Consider the following 18,914-nt stretch of genomic DNA (forward strand, 5'->3'; position numbering starts at 1 on the left):
TTGATAGTCTCATGCAAAAACAGTGGTGGTCTGATGGCTGAAAATGGCCAGCCGCCCCTCAGGGTCCCAGATCGTGCTCCGTTCATGTGCATAGCCCCTTTCGGCACTGTCGACTTCACAATGGTAGGCCCACCACTCGTTTTCAGAGCAGGTGACACGATCCAGGTGAACAAATTCCAAAGCCCAATTCAATGTGCTTGCCGCAGCAGGTGCGTTTAATTTAGAGAGAACCGGTGTGGGCCAGGCATCGGCCAGGGCAATCAGCCATTCTTCCGAAAGACAGTCGGCCTGTTCACGAAAATTGATCCAGCCGCCCAGTTCTTTTCCCCCTTTGCCGGAAAAGGGCAGCTCGCCAATGGCCCAGCGATAGTTAAAATGGCGGGTAAACTCAGGTGTCAGGCCTTGGATATACGGCAGCTCAATTGCCTTGGACGGTTCCGGCATCTCCCGGCGGTCAATTGGTGCAATCCCGATTTTGGAGTCACGATCCGCACCAAAGCTTCCCAATGCAGCAGAGCATATTTTATTGTTCTGAATCAACTTGGACTCTATGGTTGTAACAGACTTTCCCGAACGCAACGGCTGGGTCTGGATGGTGAAAGGATCCGAACTTACCGGGCCCACAAAGGAAAACAGAAGGCTGCGGATTTTCCGCCCCAGGGGAACATGAGCACGCATGGATTTTAAGGACAGGGCCGCGACCAGTCCTCCGTAAGCGGTGCGTCCCTGCATCCAGTCATCGGGCACACGAAGGTCTGTTTTTTCCCCAGGAGAGGGGACATTGTCGATCAGGTGAGCAAATGAAGTGTTCTGCATATTAGAATCCTTGTTAACCGTTATGGTTTTGGTACCCCGCCTTTTGGGAGAATTTATTTTTAAAAAGTCTATAGTAAGTATAGATGAAAATCAAATAACAGGTTCAACAAGGTTTCAAATTTTAATTCAGCAGCGTCTCAACCCTGTCCATTGCTATAAACAATGGGATTTTTCGATTCTTGCGGCGATGTGTTATGGTGGGCCAATCAACCTGAAACCCGTAAATGGTTATGAATTCAAGGGTGATGACCGGCAGATTTTTGGCCATGAATCATAATTGAAATAAAAAAAGGATAGATTCAAAATCATTCATTTCAGCAGACTCAATTAAAATTCATCAATTGTTAATTAACCTTTGTACCAATGCCTACCATGCCATAGGAGAAAACAACGGCAGTATCTTAATTTTATTGATTGACAAAAGCATACAAGATCCCCAGAAAATATTACCCCCTGGCGATTATATTGAATTGGAAGTCGCCGATACCGGATCCGGTATGGATGATTCAATCATTGAAAAGATTTTTGATCCATACTTTACGACCAAGCAAGTCGGCCGGGGCACCGGCCTGGGCCTGGCCCTTGTCAAGGCGATTGTGAAAGAGCATAAGGGAAAGATCAGGGTCGAGAGCAAGCTGGGTCAAGGCACCCGTTTTTTTGTTTATTTCCCCATTTTGAAAAAGGAAGCTGACCCCGTTTTTTCTGCTTCAAATCAAACAATACGCTTGGATGGAAATGAGAGGATAATGATCGTTGATGACGAACAAGCCCCTGGCAATGAACAGTCTTTTAAAAACGATTCGAGAAATATTGGATTGAAAAAGGTTTCATCTGAGTTAACCAGGGCCCAGCCCTGTGCAGGGCTGGGCCTTGGTTTAAAAAACAGCCTCAGGTTTTGTCCGGTAATTTCCAGGCAATGACCATGAACGCAGCTCCAATGGCTGCGGCCAGCAAAGTGCCCGGTATCATGGGGATTAATGCCTGGAATTTGTCTGAGCTTGCGGCCAGCATGACCTTGCCGCCGGCAATCTTGTCAAAGAGCCAGGATCCCTTGATATAGCAGAGCAAACAATTACTTGAACAAGGATTTATACAACTTATATTTTCCCCATGAGATATTCATCAGATTTACGCAAACGCGTTATAGATTTTGTAGAAAATGGAGGAAGCAAGACGGAAGCTGCCAGTCAGTTTAATGTATCCCGTGGAAGTGTTCACAACTGGACGTCTGCCGAAGATGGTTTGTCATACAAGAAACCCGGTCCAAAAGGACCACGAAGTTTGGATCTGGAAGCTTTGCGCCTCCATGTGGAGACAAATGATGACATGACACAATCGGAAAGGGCGCAGCATTTCGGAGTATCCCGTGCCTGTATCTGGTATAATATGAAACAACTCGGAATCACTCGAAAAAAAGGGAATGTTCAGAATTCTGTGTCACGGTTTCGGTTCCCGGATCTGCCTCAGCGCCAGCGGAAGTAAAAGTCAGGTCCGAGAATGGGCCTTCAATCAGCCACGTCGGAGGAGTTGACTTTTGCTGGAGTGGAGTTCCTGGAACCATCTTTTCCATCTGTAAATAAATCCCTATCAAATTCCCAGCTCTTTATCCAGCCGGCCTTCAAAGAAAATTGCCAACTGGGAAATTGTCAGTGACCAATTTTGAATCGGCATTGTCCATTTTTTACTGGCGTTCTGGATCCCCATGTAAAGCAGCTTTAACAGGCTGTCCTGGTTCGGGAATGATCCCTTTGTTTTGGTCAGTTTTCGAAACTGTCGATGCACAGCCTCAATGGTATTTGTGGTGTATATTATCCGTCGAATCTCTTCTGGATATTTAAAGAAATGACTGAGGCGTTCCCAGTTGTTCCGCCAGGATTTTATCACAATCGGGTATTTGTCATTCCATTTATTTTCCAAGATATCCAGTTCTTCTTCGGCCAGATCCTTATTGACCGCTTTATAAACACGTTTTAGATCTGCCATAAATTCCTTTTTATTTTTGGAACCAACGTATTTCAATGAATTTCGGATCTGGTGGACTACGCAGAGTTGAACTTCTGTGTCCGGGAATATGGTCTCAATGGCCTCGGGAAAACCTTTTAGACCATCAACACAGGCAATCAGGATATCTTTTACCCCTCGGTTTGAAAGGTCTGTTAACACCTGCAGCCAGAAGTTCGCACCCTCATTCTCGGATATGTACAGCCCAAGAACCTCTTTGCGGCCCTCGATATTCACCCCAAGAATTGTGTAAACGGCTTTGCTGTCGACCTTTCCGTTTTCTCGTACTTTATAATGTATGGCATCAAGCCATACGATTGGGTACACATTTTCCAACGGCCTGGCCTGCCATTCTTTGACGGTATGGATGATTTTATCGGTAATGGTGCTCAGAGTGGCATTTGAAATCTCAAGTCCATAGATTTCCTGTAAATGGGAAGCCATATCATTATAACTCATGCCCAGGCCGTAAAGGGCTATTATCTTTCTTTCAATTTCATCGCTGAGCGTTGTCTGATGTTTTTTGACGATCTGTGGAGAGAAGGTTCCGGCCCTGTCACGCGGGGTTTTTAGCTCAAATTTACCATCCAGGGATTTAATGGTCTTTTTGCTTTTTCCATTACGGCGGTTGGCAGAAACTTCCTGCCCGAGATGGGACTCCAACTCTCCTTCAAGAGCAGCTTCAGCAAGATTTTTGATTAATGATGTAAGGACGCCGCCCTTACCTGTGAAGGGTTTACCTTCCTGGATGCCTTTAAGGGCTTTTTGAAAATCAAATTCGGTGTTTTCTTCGGTCATGTCAGTTCTCCTTATTTAGCTGAGTATATCAGCTTTCATTCAACTGACACAGAATTTTGAACGCCCTTTGAGCACACGGCCAGTTTGAGACCCGGAGACAAAACAATTCTTCAACCCAACATGACCTTTCACATGATTCTTGGAATGTGGATGGACAATTACGGTTTTGAATGTTCTGAATCTTTCAGGGTCACCGAAACCGGTGCCATGCCCTTTGCCTCCTTTGACCGGAAATTATTTATTATTGAGTAAGGCATCGGCAATACAAATAAGGAGACAGAGATTCCCATGGATAAAAAATCAGACCCTATACCCGATGGTCTATCTGATGGTATACAACGCCGGATCATTGAACTGAAATCAGAACTCATTGATCTGCGGCGTGATTTTCACATGTACCCGGAACTGGGGTTCCAGGAATTTCGAACGGCCCAGAAGATTGAAGTTTATCTTCAAGCTCTTGGTTTTGAAACCCATCGTATCGCTGGAACCGGAGTGGTCGCCCTTCTGGATAGCGGAAAACCCGGGGCCGTTCTCATGCTCCGGTCTGATATGGATGCGCTGCCCATAACCGAAGTGAGTGAAAAGGAGTACAAATCAAAAAATGAAGGCGTCATGCACGCCTGCGGTCATGATTCCCACATGGCCATGCTGCTGGTGGCGGCCCGGGTGCTCAAAGAGAACAAGGCCTTCCTTACCGGGCAGATCAAATTTGTATTTCAGCCCGATGAAGAGGTGGCAGGGGCCATTCGGCTGGTCCAAGAAGGGGTACTTGAAAATCCCCGTGTGGACGGTGTCATGGGCATTCACATTTGGAGTCTGATCCCCTCGGGAAGGGTCTCCATCACTCAGGGCGTGGTCATGGGCGGACTGGATGTATTTAAGGTCAGGGTAAAGGGCAAAGGCGGGCATACCGGCTACCCACACGAAGCCGTTGATCCTGTGATCGCGGCTTCCAGTATTATCCAGACGGTCCAGACCATCCAGACCCGGGAAATGGATGTCCAAAAACCCACCATCATTATGTTCGGTAAAATCCAGGCCGGAGAAAAAGCCAATATCATTCCCGAAGAGGTCACCATGGAAGGCACCATCCGGTTTCTCCATACCTCTGATCCGGATTCACCGGACAATCCCACCCAAAAGTTCATCCGGATCTGTGAAGGCATCTGCCAGGCCCACCAATGTACCTGTGAGATTGAAATTGAGCATGAAAACATCCCCCTGGTAAATGATGAAAAAATGGTGGGACTGGCCAAGCAAACGGCGGCTCAGGTGTTTGGCAGCGCTGATCTTATTGAAACCGGTAAATATATTGCCAGTGAAGATTTTAGCGAATTTTCATCCCGGGTCCCCGGGGTGTTTATTTTTCTGGGCTTTGCCAACAAGGAGAAGCAAACCCAATTTCCCCTGCACAATTCCAGATTTGATATTGATGAAAACGTTATGACAAAAGGAGTAGAGTTACATGTAAAAGGCGCTTTGGAATTTTTAAAAGAAAAATGATTTCACGCGTTCTTCGCCTATAAACCAGAACATTAACCCAAGGATAAAGGAGTCGGACAATGAAAAAAAAGTTGAGTTTAACATTGTTAAAAGCATTTTTGGCAAGCATTCTGCTGATTACGGTAACCAGCATGAACCTGTATGCAGCGGAGTGGAAGTATGCCATGGGAGAGGGTGTCAATGACCCCCAGGGTATTTATGCGACCGCTTTTAAGCGCTTTATAGAGGAAAATTCCAGGCATAAAATCAAAATTTATCCCGTGGGAAGCCTCGGTGAAGAGACCGATATGATGGAACAGCCCAAAGCGGGTATCCTGCAGTTTCTGGGACAGTCAACCGGCTACATGGGGGGAACCATTTCTGAAATGGATCTGTTCACGCTTCCCTATGTGATGCCCACAGATACGAAAGAGCTTGATTATTTTTTCAAAAACTCAAAAGTGATTAACGAGATGCTTCCGCCGATCTTCAACAATCACGGACTTGAGCTGCTCTCTATTTTCCCTGAAGGTGAGATGGCAGTGACCACCTTTGAGCCCTTTCACTCCCCCCAGGATTTGAAGGGCCAAAAAATGCGGGTGATGCCCGGTTCTCCGATTCTGGTTGAGACATATAAAGCCTTTGGCGCCTCCCCGGTTCCCATGACCTGGGGGGATCTGATCGGTGCCCTTAAAACCAATATGGTGGATGGTCAGGAAAATCCCACCGTATGGATTGAAGCATATGGCCTGGATAATTTGACAAAAGTATTGACCTATACCGGTCACGGACATTTCAATGCATCCGCATCAGCCAATAAAAAATTTTTCAACGAACTGGGAGATCGGGATAAAAAACTGATTCGCCAGGCGGCTGACCATGCACACGAGGTTATTTTAAAAGAGGCAGAAAGACTGGATGCTTATGGCATCGGTCGTATCGTCAGGACCAATCCTGAGTTTAAAATTGTGACCCTCACTGAACTAGAACGTGCCCCCTTTAGAAAAGCGGCAACAGCTGTACAGGAGTCATTTGCCTCCAAGAGCGATTCAAACAAAAAAATATTGGATCAAATGATGGCGGATCTAAAAGAAGCTGAGGCAAAAACAAAATAATAAAACCACAAAGGATCGCAAAATAGAGTGAGCCGTTGCAGCCGGGTCTATTTTGCGATCCGGGTTTGAGACCCAATTTAGGATTCGGGAGAAAAAATGACTGAGGCAGCAGAAAATAAGGGGAATCCTGTACTAAACGCGCTGGATTTCATTGATATGCAAATCAGCAGGTTTGAGGGTGTTATGCTGGCCGTTGGAGTGATCGCAATGACGATCAATACCATTGCCGCAGTGGTCAGTCGGTTTGTGTTTAATAGTGCCATTACCGTCACAGATGAACTGAACGTCATTTTCATCATTTTGGTGACCTATGCCGGACTCAGCTATGCCGCCCGAAATGGCCGCCATATAAGGATGTCTGCCATTTATGATGCCCTGCCGGAACGGCTGCGCAAGGTGTTGATGGTTTTGATGACCTCGGTGACCTCTGTGTTCATGTTTTTTCTTGCCTTTTATTCCTGCCGCTATATTGCCGAGGTCTATGAGAGCGGCCGGATTCTGCCGGCCTTGGGACTGCCTGTCTTTTATATCTATTTATGGGTGCCTTTTGGCTTTATTATGACAGGACTGCAGTATGCGTTTACGGCGGTTAGAAATCTGACACAAAGCGATGTTTACCTTTCTACCCATGTTAAAGACGGATATACCGACACCGAAAATGATAGTGAGAGTTAAGAGACCATGAAACGCTACCAGATAAATAAAATACTCGTGCTGCTTGTTATCTCCTGCCTATGGGCCACCTCTCTTTTCGCCTCAGATCCTGTCCGAGTGGTGATCGAAGAGACGGTCATAGAACAAAAAGCGGGTCAAAAAACCGACCAGAAAACACGCCTTTCTGTATACGGCTATGCAGAAGGGGTGGATCCATGGCAAACGCTCAGTATCACTTTAGGCGATGACAAGGGTGCCAGTGTCGGGCAGATGCTCAAGATCAATAAAATCGGCAATTGGGAGGTGGAAGCCGTCGACATCAGCGACTTTGCAGACGGCAGCATCTCCATTACAGTCAAGGTAAAAGATGACCGGGGGCATATCGCGGCGCAAACCGATTCAACGATTGTCCTGGATACAAGTTTCAGTTTGATCGATTTTTTGAACAGGCATTTTGCGCTCTCCATCTTTTTGCTCATGATTGTCTTACTGCTGTTGGGGTTTCCAATGAAAATCCCGTTGATTGCCGGGGCAACATTGGGGATCTACCTGCTGTACAACGGAGATCTGTCCCAAACCCAGTTCATGATCCAGCAGATGATGGCAGGAATTCGTCCGGCAGCGCTCATTGCCGTGCCCATGTTTATCCTGTCGGCCGATATCATGACCCGGGGCAAATCGGCTGAGAAACTGATCGATCTGTTGATGGCATTTGTCGGACATATCAAAGGGGGGCTCGCCGTGAGTACGGCCGGGGCATGTGCGGTGTTCGGGGCTGTTTCCGGTTCGACCCAGGCAACGGTTGTGGCCATTGGCGCCCCCTTGCGTCCAAGACTTCTGGAAGGCGGCTACAAAGACTCGTTTATTCTGGCCCTTATTGTCAACTCCAGTGATATTGCATTTTTAATTCCCCCCAGTATCGGGATGATTATCTATGGAATTGTTGCCAAAACCTCTATTCCTGAACTTTTTATTGCCGGCATCGGCCCCGGGCTGTTAATTCTGCTTTTGTTTTCAATTTACAGCGTGATCTATGCGATTTTAAATGGTATCCCTACCCAGTCCAAGGCATCATGGAAAGAACGTGGAATGGCAGTGTATCATGCTCTGTGGCCTCTGGGGTTCCCGTTTATTATTATCGGCGGTATCTTTGGCGGTATCTTCAGCCCCACAGAAGCTGCCGCGGTAAGCGTGGGATATGCCATCGTGCTCGAAGGCTTTCTTTTTCGAACAATGAAACTTTCCGACTTTTATGCCACCGCTTTATCCACCGGATTGGTGACAGCTGTTGTCTTTATACTGGTGGGCGCAGGCGCCGCCTTTGCCTGGGTGTTATCCTATGCACAGGTCCCCCAGCAGATTTTAGGGATGATCGGTATTGCGGATATGGGCCCATATGGGGTTCTTTTTGTGATCTCCGTTGCTTTCTTCGTCGGATGCATGTTTGTGGATCCCATTGTGGTGATATTGATTCTGGTTCCTATTTTTGCACCTGTGGTGAATAATGTGGGATTGGATCCTGTGCTGGTGGGAACCATCATCACGCTTCAGGTGGCCATTGGATCAGCAACGCCGCCGTTCGGTTGTGATATTTTCACGGCAATTGCCATATTCAAACGGCCCTATATTGAAGTTGTCAAAGGGACACCGCCATTTATATTTATTCTTTTAAGTGTGGCTGTGGCCCTGGCCTTCTTTCCACAGATTGCTCTTTTTTTAAGAGATGTGGCCTTTAGATAATAAGAGAGAACCCATGATTTACCAACAAAAAAACAACCAGGTTTCCTATGGGGAAGCCATTGGCATCCTTTTGCTGGATTCTCCGGTTCCTTTTATCCCGGGGGACGTGGCCAATGCCACCTCCTATACCTTCCTGGTCCGGTTTAAACGAGTGGCGGGGTTTTCCGTTGAAAAGGCCATCGGAGGCGACAAAGACATATACCCGGCCCTGCTTTGCGCTGCAAGAAATTTAAAAGAGAATGGGGTGAGGGCCATTACCGGGGATTGCGGGTTTATGGCCGTGCACCAGGATCAGTTGAAAAAGGATTTGAATATGCCGGTATTTTTATCCAGTCTTTTACAGATTCCCTTTATCCGGCAGCTTATCCCGGACGACCAGAAGATCGGAATTATCACAGCCAGTCAAAGGAATCTGACAGAATCATTTTTAAAAACCATCGGTATCCGGGAAAAAAAGGGAATGGTCGTGGTCGGTTTAGAGAATAGTCCGGAGTTTAAATCAGCTGCGCTGGATGAAAAAGGCAGCCTTGATTCAGAGAAAATTAAAACCGAGGTGCTTGAAAAAGCAGGGAGCCTGATTGAAACGCATAAAGAGATGGGGGCCATTTTGCTGGAGTGCTCCCTGCTGCCCCCCTATGCAAAGGGTGTGGCGGACAAGACCGGGCTGCCGGTGTTTGATTATATGACCATGATCGATTTTGTGTTTAGTGCCGTGGTGAAAAAAAAATATCGCGGATATATGTAAAAAATCTATGCTTAAAGGGTTGTAAACAGGAACTGAACAGATGAACCAGACACCTCGATTGCATGATGCCTATTGCGCCCGTGACCGCATCAACCATATTGTCAAGAACACCCCTCTTTTGATGGATTCTGATCTGGCAAAGATCACGGGTGCCAAAAGCATTCACTATAAACTTGAATGTCTCCAAAAAACAGGGGCCTTTAAAGTCAGGGGCGCTGCCAACAAGATTTTAAGCCTGACCACCCAAGAAAAACAAAGAGGCGTCATCACCTTTTCCACGGGTAACCATGGAAAAGCCGTGGCCTATGTGGCGGCCCGCCAGAACATAAAAGCCGTTGTCTGCCTTTCAGAGCATGTACCCGCCTACAGGGCCGAGATCATCAAACGCCTGGGTGCTGAAGTTTCCATAAAGGGAAAATCCCAGGACGAAGCAGAAAAAAATTATTATCAGGTCATGGCCGCAAACGAGATGATTCCGGTTGTTCCTTTTGATGATCCTTTGATTATTGCCGGACAGGGCACCATTGCCCTGGAAATTTTAGAAAAACTGCCGTTCACTGATGTTTTAATGGTCCAGTTGTCCGGAGGCGGTTTAATGGTCGGAATTGCCATGGTGGCAAAAGCCATCAATCCCGACATACAAATCATAGGGCTTTCCATCAAACAATCTCCAGCATTGCTGGAAAGTGTAAACGCAGGCGTTCCCGTTGAAGTTGAAGAAAAAGAGACCTTAGCAGATTCGCTTCTCGGAGGTATTGGCGTTGACAACCAATTTACCCTGGAAATGGTAAAAAAGTTAGTGGACCAGCATCTGCTCATCTCGGAAGAGGAGATAAAAGAGGGTATTCGTTATTTATTTGAACACCACCGCTTGATTGTGGAGGGTGCCGGCGTTATCGGCGTCAGCGCTCTGCTTGCAAAAAAAATAGATGTCAAAGGTAAAAATGCGGTCACCGTGCTCACGGGAAGCAGTATCAACTCTGATGAGTATGTTTCTATCATACAAAACAAATCAGAAAATTCATAAGGATTGTAAGATGGAAAAAGAACTGATCTTTTCCAATGAAGAATATCAGGTAAGAATTAAAAAAACCAAGGAGATGATGGACAAAGCGGGCATGGAGATGCTCCTTGTCATGGATCCTGGGAACATGAATTATGGTTCATCCGATTAATGCGTACCTTTTATTGTGAAGGTCCAAAAGTTTCAACCTGAAAAACTCCGAATCCCTGTATCCATAAGCTTTCCGTTTCATGGTTTTTATCTTGTTATTTGTCCCTTCTAAAGGACCTGTAGATATCCTGTAATCATAGTATGAAAGGATTCTTTGCCTGTGCACAGCCAAGGTCTTGGCAAATTTCATCAACATTGGAATTTTGGAAATATTGGCCAGATTGATCCAATTGCTGACTATCTTTTCAGCTGTTTCTTTTTTCTTTTGATTCCATATTTGCCTGAGTTCCTCTTTCATGTAGTAGACTACCAATAGCGGCTGATTTATTTTCAATGCTTCTTCTAACCGTTGGGCCTCCTTCTTGTCATCACTGAGGTTTTCGGGATTTTTTAACAAAAGCCACCGGACTCCCTTCAGAAGTTTTTGTTGCCCGGTATTGGCAAGAAGGTTGTAGAGCTTTCGCCTGAAATCCGACAGTTTCTCATTGAACAATTTAACAACATGAAATCTGTCAAAGACAATTGCTGAACCAGAAAGATTTTCAATAACAGCACTCAAGTATGCCGGGGACATATCGATGCTGACGGCTTTGATTTTTGCTTTCGATATTTTCACTTTTGTCCAAAAAGATTTCAAAGCTTCACCACCTTTTCCTTCTCCCACGTGCAGAATTCTACCGGATTCCAGATCCATCACGATGGTCAAGTATTTATGCCCTTTCCCTATGGAAATTTCATCTATGGCAATCTGCCGGACTTTCTCAAGGGGGATATTTCGATAACGCCTCAGCAGGTCTTCTTTCTGGATCTGCTTTATCGTATCCCAGCTGATCCTTAAATGGATGGCAATATCTTTGATTGTCATGAACTGAGACAACTCCAAGACATACCGTTCAAAAGCCCGGGTATAGCTTTTCCCCTCCTGGGCAAAGGATAGTTTGATTTGCCGGACAAATTGACAGAACGAACACCAAATTCTCTGGATAGCCGTCCTGAGAATCACGGGTTTTGAACCTACCGGTATTGTTCTGAGATCTCTTGTCACAATCCCTTTCCTGGTGACGGACCTGGAATTACATTCCGGGCATTTTACCGCCTCCGGTTTTGGTATGAGTTCAAAAGTGATTATTCCACCGATGAAACGCGTTGTTTTATAAAAGTAGTCACGAAGGCCAAAGGCATGGTATATGAAGCTTGTGGACATTAATTCATTCTCCGATTTTGTGCGAATAACACAAAAAAATTAGAACATGATCATGTTCACACCATCATTTCAAGCATAAAAATCCTTACTGTGTTATTGCCTTCCCAGTGATGTTTCTCAGTCCAGGTACGCGATTTTCTGATGAACCTGAATTATCTAACCGGGTATGACGGGTGGTCCTTTTATGTGCACCAGGGCGTCATAGTCTCCCTTGATCAGGAAAAACCATTCTGGTTTGGCAGGGAACAGGATAGAAATGGGGCAAGAATAACCTCATGGCTGCCCGATGACCATCTTTACGGATACCCCGATGAATATGTACAGTCCAGGTACACCCACACCATGGTCTGGCTCGCTGACTTGCTCGGCAAAATGGGCCTTGACAAAAAATCTCTGGGAATGGAAATGGACGGATACTGGTTTAACGCCAAAATGTATCTTACCCTTTTAGAAAAATTACCCCTGGCCGCTCCCATGGATGGAACCAATCTTGTCAACTGGGTAAAAACAATAAAATCTCCGGCAGAAATCGCATATATGAAACAGGCGGCACAAATCTGTGAACGCGTAATGAATATTGCGGTAAAAGAGATCCATGTGGGGGGTTGGGAAAAAGAGGTTGCCGCCATGGTCTCGGCGGGTCAGATTGCAGGGACTGATGAATTTGGCGGATCATCCACAGCCATTTTCCCCATTATGCCGTCGGACCAAAGAACATCCACAGCTCATCTGACCTTCCATCCGGACAGAAAATATCAAAAAAATGACGTGGTATTGCTCAGTAGTGTCCGGTTAGGTTGTTGCATATAAAAAGCATCTAAAATCATTGAAAAAACAGTCGGTTTTGTGTTGACAAATGTGCGTAAAAATTTTTGTGCGCCTTGAAAATTTAACTCAAGGAGCTCAAATGACGCACATCTCAGTCCCTAAAAAACAACTACGGTCCCTGAACTTTGACAATTTCAGGTGCCCTCTGATAAAGTCACTTTCAAAAGCACCGGAATTACAATCTCGAGGAGACCGCCCTTTAAAAATGACATTCGAAGACCAGATAAATGCTTTGGTTTATTTCCATCTTCAGGAGCACAAGTCTGCCCGACATTTAATTCAGGATCTCAAGGAGAATGTTTTTGCTAAAGAAAATATTGCGCCAGACGGTGGTATCAGCCGTAGTAGTTTCTGTGAAGCCATCAATCACAGGGGACTCGAACAACTGCAATTTATCTTTGAGGATCTTTATAAACAGGCTCTTGAGTGTCATCCGGGTGAACACGCCGAGTTAGGAGAGTTGGTTTCCATTGACGGTAGTCTCATAAATGCAGTCCTTTCAATGCACTGGGCGAACTACAGAAAAGGAAGTAAAAAAGCCAAAGTACATTGCGGATTTGACATTAATCACGGAATCCCAAACAAAATCTTTTTGACTGAAGGCAACGGCGCTGAACGCACTTTTGTTCCCAAAATACTTTCCAAGGGGCAAACAGGTGTTATGGATCGTGGATATCAATCCCATAAAGAATTTGACCTGCTTCAGGAGCAAGGCAAACATTTTGTCTGCCGTATAAAAACCAGGACAACAAGAACAATTATTGATAACCACGAGACCCCTTCCGACAGCTACATTTTTTATGATGCACTGGTTAAACTTGGTACTCCGAATCAAAACCAGACGAAAAGGCCTGTTCGGGTTGTTGGCTATAAAATTGCTGGCGTCAAATACTATGTGGCAACTGACAGGCATGATTTAACAGCGGAACAAATAGCAACAATTTATAAACTCCGGTGGACCATTGAGGATTTTTTCAAATGGTGGAAAGAACATCTGAAGGTATATCATCTCATTGCCCGCAGTGAATACGGCCTTATGGTTCAGATTCTTGGCGGCCTTATCACTTACCTGTTACTGGCAATCCATTGCCAAAAACAGTTTAATGAAAAGGTCACGATCAAAAGAGTTCGGCAGCTGCGAACCGCCATTCTAAATGACCTGTTTGGCTGCGAGGAGCAGGGCTCTCATAGTTCAAACAGGGACAATATTGTCAAAGATCAAAAAATTATTGAGCAAGCAAAAACCTAACCGGACATCACTGATGTTAATTGATAAATTTATACAAAAGGAAAGATAAAATGAAAAAAGAGATCATTTATACATCCAAGGCTCCTGAGCCCGGACCCTATTCACAGGCAGTTAAATTTGGTGATCTTGTATTTGTGTCAGGCCAGACGTCAGAAGATCCTGAAACATCCCAAACCATACATGACAGCGTTGCACAGCAGACCGAAAGAATACTCAAAAACATCAGCGCCATTCTTGAAGCTGCCGGTTCTTCCATGGACATGGTGTTAAGGGTTGATGTATTTCTTTCTTCCATTGAAGACAAGGACGAGATGAATGAAGTGTATGTTAAATTTTTCCCAGAAAACAGACCGGCAAGAAATGCTGTTGCCGTTGCTGGAATAGATGATAATCTCGATGTCGAAATTGAGGTGATCGCAGGAATTCACTAGGTTTAAAAATATAGCCAAATTGTTTTTGATATCGGCAAAAGTATCGGCGGGAAAATTTTTTTAAATACATCCTGCAAATAGGATGCGCGGATTCTTAACTTAATTTGTCATTCCCTCTTAATTTGACAGCACTCAAAGCAACCACCTGGCCGGATCTGATTGGGGCTGACTTGAGCAGGGCGCTTAATGGCTTGGGAGCCCTTAAATACCCTTAAGTATCATTTTTGTTTTTTATCATAAGCACCTTTAACTATTTATTTTTTCACTGGGTTTGGAGATCTTGATTGATAGTGTTACATTAAATCTTTAGTGTGAGCGTTTTAACATTTTAAGGTGCATAAGGGATCCCTACATGAAACAGACGGTAGCTAATCCTGAAGCAACGGATTTTCGATTTGAGCTGGCAAGATGGTCTATATTCGCTATTCTTATCCTTACCTACATTTTAGTCTATTTTCACCGCATGGCTCCCGGAGTCGTCTCCGAATTTCTCATGGCAGAGTTTGAAATCAACGGGACTCGTCTTGGAGCCCTGTCTGCCATCTATTTTGCAGTATATGCCCTGATGCAGATTCCTTCGGGTATCATTGCTGATACCTTAGGGACCCGATCATCCATTATTTCCGGGAACCTGGTGGCTGGGATCGGCTCAATACTTTTCGGCATGGCCATAGGATTTGAAATGGCCTGTGCGGGTCGCTTTCTAGTGGGCCTCGGGGTCTCGGTGGTCTTTATTTCCATCACCCTCTGTGACAATATAAGTGAGACACTTACCCCTTGATAAATTAGTGTAGGGCGGGTAAGGCAATACTTATATGAAACCGATAAAAATGAACCCACTACCAGAGTCCGAAAAACAGGCAGCCTGCGCCTACCCCCAATCTTAAACCACGAAACGAGATTTCTTAAGTGGAAACTGCGCTCTCTTGTTTAGTAATATAGGCGACCTACGAGCCGCTCGTTTTTTATGTTGCTCTCTTTCCCATGTTTCTGTCCTTAATGCGTTAAATCCTCGCGCCTTAGCGCGGAACATATACCCAGTAGGGCCGCCGGATGCATATTTGATCATAATTTCTTATGACCTCCTTTTGTGACTGTCCCTTTGATGAATACCTCAGCTGGGGTTTGCTTGTCCAGTGCAGAATGCTTCCGCTCGCAGTTATAGTAGCAGAAATAGGCATCCAGCCCTCTGTACAGCGAGTGCCCATCGCTGTAAGCTTTAGGGTAGACGTCCTCATACTTGAGTGTCCACCAAAGACGTTCGATGAATACATTGTCGATAGCTCGTCCGCGCCCATCCATGCTCAGAGCGATTTTTTTGTCTAACAACACACCCGTGAAGGCATCCGAGGTGAATTGTGAACCTTGGACTGTGTTAAAGATCTCCGGGGTGTCTTGTTCCAAGGCCCGTTCCAGCGCTGCAATGCAGAAAAGACTGTCCAATGAGTTCGACAGCTCCCACGAAATAACATAGCGGCTATACCAGTCGATTACAGCATTCAGGTACATGAACCCATGCCGCATCGGAATGTAGGTGATGTCGGTGCTCCAAACCTGGTTAACGCGTTCAATCTCAACATTACGAAGCAGATATGGATATACTTTATGTTCAGGAGCAGGCTTGCTTGTGTGTGGTCCTGGCGTGATGGCCTGAATTCCCATACGCGCTGCATCAGACGAGCTACCCGCTTTCGGTTGGTACAGTGTCCCTGATCACGGAGCCAGTTCGTCATGCGCGGATAACCGAATTCCGGATGCCTCATATATTGCTCGTCGATCATACGCATCAGCAGAAGGTTTTCATTTGTTTCAGGGACGGGTTTATAGTAGAAACCCGAACGAGGTGCGCCTGCCAGTCGACATTGGCGTCGGATCGAATAGACGGAGAGTCAGGTTTCACCCAACTCCGACGCGTTGAAACCGGCAGGCTCATAACTTTTTTCAAGCCACTTGATGTCCATTTTCAGTCGCCCGATCTCCTCGTAAAGTGGGGCAGTGATTTCTTCCTCGGTCTTTGGCCGCCGTTTTTTCCCTGATGGGAAAAGCTCTAGGGCATTGGTGAGCAGTTGTTTCTTCCAAGCCGATATTTGATTTGGATGAACCTTATAGGCCGTTGATAGCTCGGCTAAGGTCTTCATTCCCTTGATGGCTTCGACCGCCACTTTGACTTTAAATTTTGCCGAAAATTGTCTTCTTTTACGTGTCATTTTCATGCGTCCTTTCTTACCATTTTCAGGACGCGGATTCCACTTAAGCAAGTGGTCCTAAAATCGGGGGTAACCGCAGCCCCCAAGGAGGCACCAATGGAAGGAGCCCATAGGGCGACTGGAATTGGGGCCTCCTTGGGGGGACAGGATTCAATCCCTGATCCTGAAGTTCCTGAGAAAAAGCCCCGGCGTAATTTCACTGCTTCTTATAAACTGCGTATTCTCCAAGAGGTTGAAAACTGCAATGAATCCGGAGGAATAGGTAGGATCCTTCGAAGAGAGGGCCTCTATTCTTCAAATTTGGCCGATTGGCGCAAAGCCCGGGATAAAGGACTTCTCAACGCCATGGCACCTCGAAAACGAGGGAGGAAATCCAAAGAGAAGAACCCATTGGCAACAGAGGTCGCCAGACTTCAAAAAGAAAAATCTAAATTAGAGCATAAGTTAAAACAGGCGGAACTCATCATTGAAGCCCAAAAAAAAATTTCTCAGATCCTGGGAATCCAACAAAATCTGGACGACCTCAAAGGAGACGACTGATGAATGCCGCCCTAACGTTAAGTTACGATATTGGGAAAAAGCCTTCATGTGAGGCTTTCGGTGTCCCTCGTTCATCTTTTTATAGGTTTTATTCTCCGAAAAAACATGTAAAATCAAAGCGGGGCAGTTCTCCTCTTTCTTTGAACCCTGATGAACAACAAACGGTTTTGGATATTCTTCACTCGGATACGTATCGAGACCAGGCCCCATACCAGGTCTATGCTTCTCTTCTTGATAAAGGAGAATACTATTGTTCCATCAGAACGATGTATCGGCTTCTTCACAAAGAACATGGTTCTGTGCCGGAACGAAGACGGCAGGTAAATCGCCCGAAATATAAAAAACCTGAATTGCTGGCAACAGGACCGAATCAGGTCTGGTCCTGGGATATTACCAAGTTGAAAAGTGTCACAAAATGGACTTATTTCTATCTGTATGTAATCATGGATATTTTCAGCAGGTATGTTGTCGGCTGGATGGTCGCCCATAGGGAACAAACAGCATTGGCCAAAAGGCTTATTGAGAAGTCCTGTGAAAACCAAAATATATTACCCGGTCAGCTTGGACTTCATGCAGATCGGGGAGCCAGTATGAAATCCAAAGGGGTTGCCCAACTTCTTGTCGATTTAGGGGTAGAGGGCGTTCAAAATTCTGTGTCAGTTGAATGAAAGCTGATATACTCAGCTAAATAAGGAGAACTGACATGACCGAAGAAAACACCGAATTTGATTTTCAAAAAGCCCTTAAAGGCATCCAGGAAGGTAAACCCTTCACAGGTAAGGGCGGCGTCCTTACATCATTAATCAAAAATCTTGCTGAAGCTGCTCTTGAAGGAGAGTTGGAGTCCCATCTCGGGCAGGAAGTTTCTGCCAACCGCCGTAATGGAAAAAGCAAAAAGACCATTAAATCCCTGGATAGTAAATTTGAGCTGGAAACCCCGCGTGACAGGGCCGGAACCTTCTCTCCACAGATCGTCAAAAACATCAGACAACGCTCAGCGATGAAATTGAAAGAAAGATAATAGCCCTTTACGGCCTGGGCATGAGTTATAATGATATGGCTTCCCATTTACAGGAAATCTATGGACTTGAGATTTCAAATGCCACTCTGAGCACCATTACCGATAAAATCATCCATACCGTCAAAGAATGGCAGGCCAGGCCGTTGGAAAATGTGTACCCCCAATCGTATGGCTTGATGCCATACATTATAAAGTACGAGAAAACGGAAAGGTCGGCAGCAAAGCCGTTTACACAATTCTTGGGGTGAATATCGAGGGCCGCAAAGAGGTTCTTGGGCTGTACATATCCGAGAATGAGGGTGCGAACTTCTGGCTGCAGGTGTTAACAGACCTTTCAAACCGAGGGGTAAAAGATATCCTGATTGCCTGTGTTGATGGTCTAAAAGGTTTTCCCGAGGCCATTGAGACCATATTCCTGGACACAGAAGTTCAACTCTGCGTAGTCCACCAGATCCGAAATTCATTGAAATACGTTGGTTCCAAAAATAAAAAGGAATTTATGACAGATCTAAAACGTGTTTATAAAGCGGTCAATAAGGATCTGGCCGAAGAAGAACTGGATATCTTGAAAATAAATGGAATGACAAATACCCGATTGTGATAAAATCCTGGCGGAACAACTGGGAACGCCTCAGTCATTTCTTTAAATATCCAGAAGAGATTCGACGGATAATATACACCACAAATACCATTGAGGCTGTGCATCGACAGTTTCGAAAACTGACCAAAACAAAGGGATCATTCCCGAACCAGAACAGCCTGTTAAAGCTGCTTTACATGGGGATCCAAAACGCCAGTAAAAAATGGACAATGCCGATTCAAAATTGGTCACTGACAATTTCCCAGTTGGCAATTTTCTTTGAAGGCCGGCTGGATAAAGAGCTGGGAATTTGATAGGGATTTATT

19 protein-coding genes and 4 pseudogenes are annotated in these 18,914 nt (G+C 45.4%); 18 read left to right on the forward strand and 5 right to left on the reverse strand.

Annotation, left to right across the window (positions count from 1 at the left end; genetic code table 11):
* Positions 1 to 9 precede the first annotated feature (9 nt).
* Entirely contained in the window at positions 10 to 816 is an 807-nt protein-coding gene (locus HUN05_07005; GenBank protein WDP84932.1) for a thioesterase family protein, read from the reverse strand.
* Between the two features lie 43 nt (positions 817 to 859).
* On the opposite strand from HUN05_07005, the gene HUN05_07010 reads away from it, so the two are divergent.
* Positions 860 to 1,093: a hypothetical protein gene (locus HUN05_07010; GenBank protein WDP84933.1), complete on the forward strand. Its 234-nt coding sequence runs from the start codon at positions 860 to 862 to the stop codon at positions 1,091 to 1,093.
* A 64-nt stretch (positions 1,094 to 1,157) separates the two neighbouring features.
* A complete protein-coding gene (locus HUN05_07015) occupies positions 1,158 to 1,736 on the forward strand; it encodes a hypothetical protein (GenBank protein WDP84934.1) in 579 nt (192 codons plus the stop codon).
* On the opposite strand, the gene HUN05_07020 is transcribed toward HUN05_07015, so the two are convergent.
* Complete coding sequence (locus tag HUN05_07020; GenBank protein WDP84935.1) at positions 1,705 to 1,884, reverse strand: hypothetical protein; 180 nt, start codon at positions 1,882 to 1,884, stop codon at positions 1,705 to 1,707. The genes HUN05_07015 and HUN05_07020 overlap by 32 nt on opposite strands.
* 42 nt (positions 1,885 to 1,926) lie before the next feature.
* Between HUN05_07020 and HUN05_07025 the strand changes: the two genes are divergently transcribed.
* Positions 1,927 to 2,298 (forward strand): hypothetical protein, encoded by a 372-nt coding sequence (locus HUN05_07025; protein WDP84936.1) that lies wholly within the window; start codon positions 1,927 to 1,929, stop codon positions 2,296 to 2,298.
* A gap of 105 nt (positions 2,299 to 2,403) precedes the next feature.
* Here HUN05_07025 and HUN05_07030 read toward each other — a convergent pair whose 3' ends face one another.
* Complete coding sequence (locus tag HUN05_07030; protein WDP84937.1) at positions 2,404 to 3,615, reverse strand: IS256 family transposase; 1,212 nt, start codon at positions 3,613 to 3,615, stop codon at positions 2,404 to 2,406.
* A 66-nt stretch (positions 3,616 to 3,681) separates the two neighbouring features.
* Here HUN05_07030 and HUN05_07035 point away from each other — a divergent pair.
* The 8 genes and pseudogenes from HUN05_07035 to HUN05_07070 all read left to right on the forward strand — a co-directional run bounded on the left by HUN05_07035 (position 3,682) and on the right by HUN05_07070 (position 10,529).
* A pseudogene (locus HUN05_07035) lies at positions 3,682 to 3,867 on the forward strand (ectoine hydrolase DoeA).
* Between the two features lie 36 nt (positions 3,868 to 3,903).
* Positions 3,904 to 5,121 (forward strand): amidohydrolase, encoded by a 1,218-nt coding sequence (locus tag HUN05_07040; protein ID WDP84938.1) that lies wholly within the window; start codon positions 3,904 to 3,906, stop codon positions 5,119 to 5,121.
* A gap of 59 nt (positions 5,122 to 5,180) precedes the next feature.
* On the forward strand, positions 5,181 to 6,215 hold the full coding sequence (gene dctP, locus HUN05_07045; GenBank protein WDP84939.1) for a TRAP transporter substrate-binding protein DctP: 1,035 nt from the start codon (positions 5,181 to 5,183) through the stop codon (positions 6,213 to 6,215).
* Positions 6,216 to 6,311: 96 nt separating this feature from the next.
* On the forward strand, positions 6,312 to 6,890 hold the full coding sequence (locus tag HUN05_07050) for a TRAP transporter small permease (GenBank protein ID WDP84940.1): 579 nt from the start codon (positions 6,312 to 6,314) through the stop codon (positions 6,888 to 6,890).
* Positions 6,891 to 7,346: 456 nt separating this feature from the next.
* Complete coding sequence (locus HUN05_07055; protein ID WDP87958.1) at positions 7,347 to 8,609, forward strand: TRAP transporter large permease; 1,263 nt, start codon at positions 7,347 to 7,349, stop codon at positions 8,607 to 8,609.
* A 13-nt stretch (positions 8,610 to 8,622) separates the two neighbouring features.
* Positions 8,623 to 9,354 carry an aspartate/glutamate racemase family protein gene (locus tag HUN05_07060; protein WDP84941.1) on the forward strand — a complete coding sequence of 244 codons (732 nt, stop codon included), beginning with the start codon at positions 8,623 to 8,625 and terminating at the stop codon, positions 9,352 to 9,354.
* A gap of 40 nt (positions 9,355 to 9,394) precedes the next feature.
* Entirely contained in the window at positions 9,395 to 10,381 is a 987-nt protein-coding gene (locus HUN05_07065) for a pyridoxal-phosphate dependent enzyme (protein WDP84942.1), read from the forward strand.
* Positions 10,382 to 10,391: 10 nt separating this feature from the next.
* On the forward strand, positions 10,392 to 10,529 hold the full coding sequence (locus tag HUN05_07070; protein ID WDP84943.1) for a hypothetical protein: 138 nt from the start codon (positions 10,392 to 10,394) through the stop codon (positions 10,527 to 10,529).
* On the opposite strand, the gene HUN05_07075 is transcribed toward HUN05_07070, so the two are convergent.
* The gene (locus HUN05_07075; GenBank protein WDP84944.1) at positions 10,518 to 11,732 is read right to left on the reverse strand and encodes an ISL3 family transposase; all 1,215 of its coding nucleotides are present in this window, start codon (positions 11,730 to 11,732) and stop codon (positions 10,518 to 10,520) included. The genes HUN05_07070 and HUN05_07075 overlap by 12 nt on opposite strands.
* 141 nt (positions 11,733 to 11,873) lie before the next feature.
* On the opposite strand from HUN05_07075, the gene HUN05_07080 reads away from it, so the two are divergent.
* From HUN05_07080 to HUN05_07095, 4 genes and pseudogenes are all read left to right on the forward strand, one after another.
* Positions 11,874 to 12,542, forward strand: a complete 669-nt coding sequence (locus HUN05_07080) for an aminopeptidase P family N-terminal domain-containing protein (GenBank protein WDP84945.1) — start codon at positions 11,874 to 11,876, stop codon at positions 12,540 to 12,542.
* 97 nt (positions 12,543 to 12,639) lie between these two features.
* Positions 12,640 to 13,809 carry an IS4 family transposase gene (locus tag HUN05_07085; protein ID WDP87959.1) on the forward strand — a complete coding sequence of 390 codons (1,170 nt, stop codon included), beginning with the start codon at positions 12,640 to 12,642 and terminating at the stop codon, positions 13,807 to 13,809.
* 50 nt (positions 13,810 to 13,859) lie between these two features.
* A complete protein-coding gene (locus HUN05_07090; GenBank protein ID WDP84946.1) occupies positions 13,860 to 14,240 on the forward strand; it encodes a RidA family protein in 381 nt (126 codons plus the stop codon).
* 352 nt (positions 14,241 to 14,592) lie between these two features.
* A pseudogene (locus HUN05_07095) lies at positions 14,593 to 14,982 on the forward strand (MFS transporter).
* 323 nt (positions 14,983 to 15,305) lie between these two features.
* On the opposite strand, the pseudogene HUN05_07100 reads toward HUN05_07095, so the two are convergent.
* Positions 15,306 to 16,447: pseudogene (locus HUN05_07100) on the reverse strand (IS3 family transposase).
* A gap of 96 nt (positions 16,448 to 16,543) precedes the next feature.
* On the opposite strand from HUN05_07100, the gene HUN05_07105 reads away from it, so the two are divergent.
* The 3 genes and pseudogenes from HUN05_07105 to HUN05_07115 all read left to right on the forward strand — a co-directional run bounded on the left by HUN05_07105 (position 16,544) and on the right by HUN05_07115 (position 18,902).
* Complete coding sequence (locus tag HUN05_07105; GenBank protein ID WDP84947.1) at positions 16,544 to 16,987, forward strand: hypothetical protein; 444 nt, start codon at positions 16,544 to 16,546, stop codon at positions 16,985 to 16,987.
* Positions 16,987 to 17,655, forward strand: coding sequence for a DDE-type integrase/transposase/recombinase (locus tag HUN05_07110; protein ID WDP84948.1), 669 nt, complete (start codon positions 16,987 to 16,989; stop codon positions 17,653 to 17,655). Before HUN05_07105 ends, HUN05_07110 begins: the two co-directional genes overlap by 1 nt.
* 35 nt (positions 17,656 to 17,690) lie before the next feature.
* Positions 17,691 to 18,902: pseudogene (locus HUN05_07115) on the forward strand (IS256 family transposase).
* Positions 18,903 to 18,914 lie beyond the last annotated feature (12 nt).

This window comes from Desulfobacter sp. (genome assembly GCA_028768545.1).
Taxonomy (GTDB): domain Bacteria; phylum Desulfobacterota; class Desulfobacteria; order Desulfobacterales; family Desulfobacteraceae; genus Desulfobacter.

Coding starts and splice junctions, on each gene's coding strand:
- HUN05_07040 (WDP84938.1), top strand. CDS start 3,904: ATGGATAAAAAATCAGACCCTATACCCGATGGTCTATCTGATGGTATA.
- HUN05_07075 (WDP84944.1), bottom strand. CDS start 11,732: ATGTCCACAAGCTTCATATACCATGCCTTTGGCCTTCGTGACTACTTT.
- HUN05_07105 (WDP84947.1), top strand. CDS start 16,544: ATGGAAGGAGCCCATAGGGCGACTGGAATTGGGGCCTCCTTGGGGGGA.
- HUN05_07060 (WDP84941.1), top strand. CDS start 8,623: ATGATTTACCAACAAAAAAACAACCAGGTTTCCTATGGGGAAGCCATT.
- HUN05_07070 (WDP84943.1), top strand. CDS start 10,392: ATGGAAAAAGAACTGATCTTTTCCAATGAAGAATATCAGGTAAGAATT.
- HUN05_07065 (WDP84942.1), top strand. CDS start 9,395: ATGAACCAGACACCTCGATTGCATGATGCCTATTGCGCCCGTGACCGC.
- HUN05_07050 (WDP84940.1), top strand. CDS start 6,312: ATGACTGAGGCAGCAGAAAATAAGGGGAATCCTGTACTAAACGCGCTG.
- HUN05_07005 (WDP84932.1), bottom strand. CDS start 816: ATGCAGAACACTTCATTTGCTCACCTGATCGACAATGTCCCCTCTCCT.
- HUN05_07025 (WDP84936.1), top strand. CDS start 1,927: ATGAGATATTCATCAGATTTACGCAAACGCGTTATAGATTTTGTAGAA.
- HUN05_07085 (WDP87959.1), top strand. CDS start 12,640: ATGACGCACATCTCAGTCCCTAAAAAACAACTACGGTCCCTGAACTTT.
- dctP (WDP84939.1), top strand. CDS start 5,181: ATGAAAAAAAAGTTGAGTTTAACATTGTTAAAAGCATTTTTGGCAAGC.
- HUN05_07080 (WDP84945.1), top strand. CDS start 11,874: ATGAACCTGAATTATCTAACCGGGTATGACGGGTGGTCCTTTTATGTG.
- HUN05_07030 (WDP84937.1), bottom strand. CDS start 3,615: ATGACCGAAGAAAACACCGAATTTGATTTTCAAAAAGCCCTTAAAGGC.
- HUN05_07055 (WDP87958.1), top strand. CDS start 7,347: ATGATTGTCTTACTGCTGTTGGGGTTTCCAATGAAAATCCCGTTGATT.
- HUN05_07110 (WDP84948.1), top strand. CDS start 16,987: ATGAATGCCGCCCTAACGTTAAGTTACGATATTGGGAAAAAGCCTTCA.
- HUN05_07090 (WDP84946.1), top strand. CDS start 13,860: ATGAAAAAAGAGATCATTTATACATCCAAGGCTCCTGAGCCCGGACCC.